The sequence below is a fragment of the Inquilinus limosus MP06 genome, assembly GCF_000767795.1.
Lineage (GTDB): Bacteria > Pseudomonadota > Alphaproteobacteria > DSM-16000 > Inquilinaceae > Inquilinus > Inquilinus limosus_E.
This window is the reverse complement of the sequence record NZ_JANX01000330.1, coordinates 1-6,996: the sequence shown is the minus strand read 5'-3', so window position 1 is coordinate 6,996 and position 6,996 is coordinate 1. Positions and strand designations below refer to the sequence as shown.

Sequence of the window (6,996 nt, the reverse complement as noted above, 5' to 3'; positions counted from 1 at the left end):
AGGGGATGGCGTGCATCTGCTCGACCACGGTGCGGGAATAGGGTGTGCGCACCAGCAGCTCGTCGCCGACCTCCAGGTAGCGGCTGTCGATCGGGTCGAATTCATGGGCGTCGCGGCCCTTGGCGTCGGCATGGTCGCCGCCGGGCGGCAGCTGCTCGGCCAGGAAGCGGGTCAGCCGGCGCTCGGCCGTGCTGCCGGGGATGAACCACACCCCCTCGGCCTCGCGCCAGCGGGCGCGCGGGAAGGTCCGCATCAGCCGCTGCACCATCCCGCGGTCATAGGGCAGACGCGCCTCGATCCCCGCCTTGCCGCCGGCGGCGGGGCGGATGGTCACGCGGCTCAGGATGCGGTCGGGTCCGTCGGGCGACATGCCGATTCAGATGGGGGTGCACTGCCGATCCGTCGATGACCCGCGCCGGGCGCGGCGGTGTCTAACCGACGGTGCCTTGCAATTTCAGCTAACCCCCGCCCGGCAAGCATGTCGTCAACCTATTCGGCGGCCGCGCCGCCTACACGCTGAAGGGCAGCGACTGGGCGACGGAGAAGGAGAATTCCGCAAGACCGTGTCCGGCACGATCGAGGAATAGGCACAAGGCTTCTCCAACGACGTGATCGAGGCGTGGCGCTGCCGCGGGGCTACATCTTTCATGGCGATCTGCCGAACCTCGACAGCAAGCTGGAGCCGCTGTTCTGCACCGTTCAGCCCGGCGCCGGCAGCCCGGACAGCTACACCCATGAGGGCGAGGAAGCGGCCATCGCCCTGTCCGGCGCGCTCGAGCTGTGGGTGGACAAGAAGCTGTACGTGCTCGGCGCCGGCGACAGCCTCGCCCTGGCCGGCACCTGGCCGCACCGCTGCCGCAATCCCGGACCGGCATTACCCAGCTGATCTGGGCGATCACCTAGCGTCTGAGCGGCGGCGCCGTCACCCCACCCGGCGCTGCTTCTCGCTGTGGTTGACGACGTGGCCGACATCGCCGAAGGCGATGGCATTGCCCTGCTCCGGGATGATCTGCTGCCTCTCCAGGTCCAGCTCGGCGACGACGATGTCGTCCGTGTCGCCGTTCGAATTCGTCACCTCCAGCCGGTCGCCGGGCCGGCTGCGCTTCAAGATCACGAGCGGATCCATGACGGGCTCCCTTGCGGTGCTCTCCACGGATCAACACCCCCGGGGCGCCCGCGGTTCGGTCCGGAGCCGATCACCCGCCGCCGCGCCGCTTGGTCCGTGCCGCCCGGGCCAGGCTCTCGGCCAGGATCAGCAGGCAGCCGAAGAGGATCAGCAGCGCGCCGTCCAGCCCCGGCAGCCCGGCCCAGCGGACCGCCGCGGCGACGGCGGCGATCAGCGCGACCGCGGCCAGTGCCAGGGCGCCGTCATCAATGAACAGGCCGATCAGTTCGGCCAGCACGGTCCTAACAGCGGTCATGACACGACCTTCTGGGCGGCGGGTGAAAGCCGCAGCAGCCGGATGGCGGTGAAGGACACGGCGGCGACCAGCGCCAGGATGCCCAGCAGCGACAGGTCGGCGCCCGGCCAGTCGGCGCCCAGCCCTTCGCCGGTCCAGAACACGCCGAAGGAGGTCAGCAGCAGGCCGACCGCGAATTTCAGCGTGTTCTCCGGCACCCGCGCCAGCGGCTTGTGCACCAGGAGCCCGATCGCCAGCACCAGGAGGCAGGCCACGGCTGCGCCCAGGCTGGCGTAGCCGATCATGCCGCGCCCGGCGCCGACGGCGACGACGATGAACACGACCTCGGTGCCCTCCAGCAGCACCGCCTTGAAGGCGGCGACGCCGGCCAGCCAGTCGGCGCGGCGCTCGGCGCTGAGGCGGCGCAGCTGGTCGATTTCCGCCTCGAAGGCGCGGGCCTCGTCGCGCAGCGCGATCAGGCCCGATGCGCGCAGGATCGCCTTTCGCAGCCAGCGCAGCCCGAACAGGATCAGCAGCGTGCCGATGACGAATTGCAGCGCCTCGATCGGGATCAGCTCCAGCAGCGGGCCCAGCAGCAGGACCAGAACCGCCAGCATCGCCAAGGCCGCGGCGGTGCCGATGAAGGCCGGCCGCCAGCTCTGCGACAGGCCGACGGCCAGGATGATGGTGAACGCCTCCACCACCTCGACGAAGGAGCCGAGGAAGGCGGCGGTCACGGTGGAGAGGATGGCGGTGGTTCCGGTCATGGCGTCCGTTTCGGCCCCCGTCTGAGCCAGAGCTTGTCGATCTCGCCGCGCAGGGCGCCCAGGGTCTCGAGGCCGGCCAAAGCGCGCTCGCGGTCACGCGCCGCCAGGGCGACGACCAGCGCCTCGATCAGCAGCATGGTGCCGGCATGCATCGCCAGATGGTCGGCCCGGCCGCGCGGCACCGGCAGGATCTCGGCGACGCGGTCCTGCACGAAGGGGCCCAGGCTGTCGCTGACCAGCAGCACCGGCACCCGGTGCCGCCCGGCGACGTCCAGCGTCACCGCCACCTCGCGGTACAGCGGGGCGTAGGCGATCACGACCAGCGCGTCGCCCTCGGCCACCCGCAGCAGCCTATCGGCCAGGCCGATGCCGGTCGCGGCCAGCGCCTCGCTGGGCAGGCCGATGCGGGCGAACTGCAGCGCCGCATATTCGGCCAGGCTGCCGGACGGGCCGATGCCGAAGACATGCCGGCACCGGGCCGCGACCAGGATCTCGACCGCATGGGCAAAGGGTTGCTGGAACTCCGGTCTCGCCAGCGCCTCCGTCGCCTCGCGATGGATCGACAGCACGTGCTGCAGCGCTCCGGCCGCATCCTCGCCGACGGTGTCGAGGGTGCGGCGCATGCGGCTGCCCGGCGTGGTCGTCCCGGTCAGGTCGGCCAGCAGCGCCTCACGCAGCTGCTGCAGCCCCTCGAAGCCGAGCGACCGTGCCGTCCGCACCACCGTCGCGTCGCTGGTGCCGGCCCGGGCCGCGATCTCCGCGGCGGAGGACAGCAGGGCGGTCTCCTTCTGCGCGACGACGAAGCGGGCGACGCGCTGCTCCGCCGGCGACAACCGGCCGAGCGCCGCCTCGACGCGCTGGTCCACCGCAAGGGAGGCGAGATCGGTCACGTCTGGAAAGGCCTATGTTGTAACTGCTACATCTATTCATATACGAAGCAGATACTACGGAAAAGGGCTGATGCGTCCCTGCTGGCGATGGATCGGACGTCGTCTCGATGCGGATCATGGGGTCGCGGACGGACGCCGGCCGGTCTTCTGGCCGGTTTCACCCGGCCGTCAGGCCGGCCGGCAGCGGATGGTCCGCCCCTCCCTCGGCGCTTGCCCCGGCCTGCATTTCCGGCGAGGCTGCGGCCCCCGTTCGAAGCCCAGAGCCCCACCATGACCGCCGATTCCCTCGTCGCCTTCGCCGAAAGCCTCGCCGATGCCGCCCGTCCGGCGGCGATGCGCTGGTTCCGCACCGGCCTCGCGGTCGAGGACAAGGCCGACGACTCTCCGGTCACCATGGCCGACCGCGGCGTCGAGCAGCTGATGCGGCAGATGATCAGCACCGCCTATCCCGGCCACGGGATCCTCGGCGAGGAGCATGGCCGGGAGGGCATCGACCGCGACCTGGTCTGGGTGCTGGACCCGATCGACGGCACCCGCGCCTTCATCGCCGGCGTGCCCCTGTTCGGCTCGCTGATCGCCCTGGTCGAGAAGGGGCGGCCGGTGGTCGGGGTGATTGAGATGCCGGCGCTGGGCGAGCGCTTCGTCGGCCATGCCGGCCGCCCCACGACGGCCGACGGCAAGCCCTGCCGCACGCGCGACTGCGGCGGCCTCGGCAACGCCATCCTCACCACCACCTCGCCGGAGGTGTTCTCGGGCGCCTCGCTCGACGCCTTCGCGCGGCTGGCCGGGGCCGTGAAGCACCGCCGCTACGGCCTCGACTGCTACGGCTACGCCCTGCTGGCGCTGGGCTGCATCGACCTGGTGATGGAATGCAACCTGCAGCCCTATGACTACATGGCGCTGGTGCCGGTGATCGAGGGCGCCGGCGGCGTCATCACCGACTGGCAGGGCAACCCGCTCGGCCTCGACTCGTCGGGCGAGGTCCTGGCCGCCGCCACCCCGGCGCTGCACCGGGCGGCGCTGGGCGCGATCGGACGCGGCTGATGCCGCGCCTGTACTTCGCCGCGCCGCTGTTCTCGGCCGCCGAGCAGGTGTTCAATGCCGTGCTGGCGGAGCGGATCGAGGCGCTGGGCTTCACCGTCTTCCTGCCGCAGCGCGACGGGGTCGAGAGCCGGCGCGAGCCCTGGGCGTCGATGACGCCGGAGGAGCGGCGGCGCGCGACCTTCGAGCTGGACCGCGACCAGGTCTTCGCCTGCGACGTGCTGCTCTTCGTGCTCGACGGGCGGGTGCCGGACGAGGGCGCGGCGCTGGAGCTGGGCATGGCCTATGCCCACCGCCAGCTGGCCAAGCCCGGGCGCCGGCTGGTTGGGCTGCACACCGACACTCGCGCCGCCTTCCTCGGTGCGAAGCTGAACCCGATGCTGGCGGTGCCGCTCGACGCCGTGTTCGACGATGCGGAGTCGCTGCTGGGCTATCTCGCCGGCATCCGCTGACCGGCCGCCGGCCCGGTCGTTCCGAAGCGCCGGCGACGCCGCCGGCGGCTCGGGCCGGCTCCGGCTCACCAGTAGTGATACGGGTGGTAGTAGTAGGGGTGGTAATAGACCGGGTGCGGATAGGCCGGATAGACGACGCAGCCGGCCAGCGTCGAGGCGGCGATCAGGGCCGCCGCGAGCTTGAACGGGCGGGCGGAGACACGCGACATGGCGAAGATCCTCTGCTGACATCCGTGCCCAATCGGGCGCGATACTGTTCCCACGCAGCAGGAATGTTGGTCCGTCGTCAGTTGCCGTCAGCTTACGATCAGTTCATCGGCAGGAATCGTGCCGCGGTGTGGCCGATCGGCCATCATCGTCCTTGCGGATGATGAATAATCGGCAAGGCTGGAACGGTTCCGCTCTTTGCTTGTTCTCGCGAGTCTCTCGAATCGTCTGTCTTTGGTCTGGGCGGAATTGAGGCGGTCAGCGGCCGGCCGTCTTCGGCGTCTCGAAGGCGATCAGCCGGCTACCCGGGCCAGCCTCGGCCCAGCGCTCCACCGGCAGCTCGATCACCGCCAGGCCCGCGGTCGGATACTTCTCCGCCAGCCGGTCCAGCGCCGCCCTGTCGCCCGTCGTCGCCAGGCGGCGCGACAGCTGCTCCAGGTCCGGGTTGTGGCCGACCACCATCACCGTCGCCGCCGCGTCCGGCGCCTGGCGCAGCCGGGCCAGCACCCCGGCGCCGCCGGCCAGGTACAGGCCGCGGTCGAACCGGGTCTCCGGCTCCGCGCCCAGCGCCTCCAGCACCAGCGCCAGGGTCTGCCGGGCGCGGGTGGCGGTGGAGCACAGCACCAGGTCCGGCATCGGGCCATGCGCCTTCAGCCAGGCGCTCATCCGCGGCGCCGCGTCGCGGCCGCGCGCCGCCAGCGGCCGGTCATGGTCGGCCAGCTCCGGGTCTTCCCAGTCGGATTTCGCGTGCCGCAGCAGGATCAGGGTCTTCATCGCATCTCCTTGCCGGCATAACCTGCGCAGAATGGGATGACTCGTCCAGGCCATGTGAAGGGGCGCGGCGTCGCAGGCCGCGGGAGACAGGAATGACCGACGGACTCTATTTCGCCAAGGGTGAGCGCGAGCACCGGCTGCTGCTCGGCCTCGGCAACCGCCATGGCCTGATTGCCGGCGCCACCGGCACCGGCAAGACCGTGTCGCTCAAGGTCCTGGCCGAGGGCTTCAGCCAGGCCGGCGTGCCGGTCTTCGTCGCCGATGTGAAGGGCGACATCGCCGGCATCAGCCAGCCGGGCGCCGCCAACCCGAAGATCGAGGAGCGGGCCAAGCAGCTCGGCCTCGGCGCCCTGGCCTATCAGGGCTTCCCGACCGTGTTCTGGGACCTGTACGGCAAGCAGGGCACGCCGGTCCGCGCCACGGTGGCGGAGATGGGGCCGCTGCTGCTGTCCCGCCTGCTGCAGCTGAACGATACGCAGGAGGGCGTGCTCAACATCGCCTTCAAGGCGGCGGACCAGGAAGGGCTGCTGCTGCTCGACCTCAAGGACCTGCAGGCGCTGCTGACCTTCATGGCCGAGAATGCGGCGAAGTTCACCGGCGTCTATGGCAACGTCTCCAAGGCCTCGGTCGGCAGCATCCAGCGCCAGCTGCTGGTGCTGGAGCAGCAGGGGGCCGAGGCTTTCTTCGGCGAGCCGGCGCTGGACCTGCTGGACCTGGCCCGCACCGCCCCGGACGGGCGCGGCGTCATCAACGTGCTGGCGGCGGAGACGCTGATCCAGGCGCCGCGGCTCTATGCCACCTTCCTGCTGTGGCTGCTGTCCGAGTTGTTCGAGCGGCTGCCCGAGGTCGGTGACCCGGACAAGCCGAAGCTGGTGTTCTTCTTCGACGAGGCCCACCTGCTGTTCGACGACGCGCCCAAGGCGCTGGTCGAGAAGGTCGAGCAGGTGGTGCGGCTGATCCGCTCCAAGGGCGTCGGCGTCTATTTCGTCACCCAGAACCCGATCGACGTGCCGGACAAGGTGCTGGCCCAGCTCGGCAACCGGGCCCAGCACGCGCTGCGCGCCTTCACCCCGCGCGACCAGAAGGCGCTGAAGGCCAGCGCCGACACCTTCCGCACCGAGGGCAAGCTGGACGTCGCCCGGGCGCTGCAGGAGCTGGCGGTGGGCGAGGCGCTGGTCTCCTTCCTCGATCCCAAGGGCATCCCCGAGGTGGTGGAGCGGGCGCTGGTCTGCCCACCGGTCTCGCGCCTCGGCTCGATCACCGATGCCGAGCGCCAGGCGGCGATCGCGGCCGGCGGCATGAACGCCAAGTACAGCACCGCGGTCGATCGCGAATCCGCCTATGAGAAGCTCAGCGTCAAGGCGGCCGAGGCGCAGCAGGAGGCAACAGCCGCCGCCGAGGAAAAGGCCCAGGCGAAGCAGGGGCCCAGCATGGCTGAATCGATCTTCAGGGACGTGATCCGCAG

11 protein-coding genes are annotated in these 6,996 nt (G+C 70.8%); 4 read left to right on the top strand and 7 right to left on the bottom strand.

Going from position 1 to position 6,996, the window contains the following annotated elements; genetic code table 11:
• Positions 1 to 370, bottom strand: a 370-nt coding sequence (locus tag P409_RS21905) for a hypothetical protein (protein WP_202964760.1), incomplete at its 3' end; no start/stop codon positions are given.
• Positions 371 to 619: 249 nt separating this feature from the next.
• Here P409_RS21905 and P409_RS21900 point away from each other — a divergent pair.
• The gene (locus P409_RS21900) at positions 620 to 886 is read left to right on the top strand and encodes a cupin domain-containing protein (RefSeq protein WP_052121143.1); all 267 of its coding nucleotides are present in this window, start codon (positions 620 to 622) and stop codon (positions 884 to 886) included.
• A gap of 36 nt (positions 887 to 922) precedes the next feature.
• Here the strand turns inward: P409_RS21900 and P409_RS21895 are convergent, their stop codons facing one another.
• From P409_RS21895 to P409_RS21880, 4 genes are all read right to left on the bottom strand, one after another.
• Positions 923 to 1,126: a hypothetical protein gene (locus tag P409_RS21895; protein ID WP_034843658.1), complete on the bottom strand. Its 204-nt coding sequence runs from the start codon at positions 1,124 to 1,126 to the stop codon at positions 923 to 925.
• Positions 1,127 to 1,196: 70 nt separating this feature from the next.
• On the bottom strand, positions 1,197 to 1,421 hold the full coding sequence (locus P409_RS21890; RefSeq protein WP_034843655.1) for a hypothetical protein: 225 nt from the start codon (positions 1,419 to 1,421) through the stop codon (positions 1,197 to 1,199).
• Positions 1,418 to 2,167, bottom strand: coding sequence for a COG4280 domain-containing protein (locus tag P409_RS21885; RefSeq protein WP_034843653.1), 750 nt, complete (start codon positions 2,165 to 2,167; stop codon positions 1,418 to 1,420). Before P409_RS21885 ends, P409_RS21890 begins: the two co-directional genes overlap by 4 nt.
• Positions 2,164 to 3,057, bottom strand: a complete 894-nt coding sequence (locus P409_RS21880; RefSeq protein WP_052121141.1) for a MurR/RpiR family transcriptional regulator — start codon at positions 3,055 to 3,057, stop codon at positions 2,164 to 2,166. Before P409_RS21880 ends, P409_RS21885 begins: the two co-directional genes overlap by 4 nt.
• 270 nt (positions 3,058 to 3,327) lie before the next feature.
• On the opposite strand from P409_RS21880, the gene hisN reads away from it, so the two are divergent.
• Positions 3,328 to 4,101, top strand: a complete 774-nt coding sequence (hisN, locus tag P409_RS21875; RefSeq protein ID WP_034843651.1) for a histidinol-phosphatase — start codon at positions 3,328 to 3,330, stop codon at positions 4,099 to 4,101.
• Positions 4,101 to 4,550 carry a nucleoside 2-deoxyribosyltransferase gene (locus tag P409_RS36365; protein WP_052121139.1) on the top strand — a complete coding sequence of 150 codons (450 nt, stop codon included), beginning with the start codon at positions 4,101 to 4,103 and terminating at the stop codon, positions 4,548 to 4,550. The genes hisN and P409_RS36365 overlap by 1 nt, the downstream gene beginning before the upstream one ends.
• 65 nt (positions 4,551 to 4,615) lie before the next feature.
• Here the strand turns inward: P409_RS36365 and P409_RS40140 are convergent, their stop codons facing one another.
• Positions 4,616 to 4,759 (bottom strand): hypothetical protein, encoded by a 144-nt coding sequence (locus P409_RS40140; RefSeq protein WP_193366515.1) that lies wholly within the window; start codon positions 4,757 to 4,759, stop codon positions 4,616 to 4,618.
• A 256-nt stretch (positions 4,760 to 5,015) separates the two neighbouring features.
• The gene (locus P409_RS21865) at positions 5,016 to 5,531 is read right to left on the bottom strand and encodes a SixA phosphatase family protein (protein ID WP_034843649.1); all 516 of its coding nucleotides are present in this window, start codon (positions 5,529 to 5,531) and stop codon (positions 5,016 to 5,018) included.
• 92 nt (positions 5,532 to 5,623) lie between these two features.
• Here P409_RS21865 and P409_RS21860 point away from each other — a divergent pair.
• Positions 5,624 to 6,996, top strand: a 1,373-nt coding sequence (locus tag P409_RS21860) for a helicase HerA-like domain-containing protein (RefSeq protein ID WP_052121137.1), incomplete at its 3' end; no start/stop codon positions are given.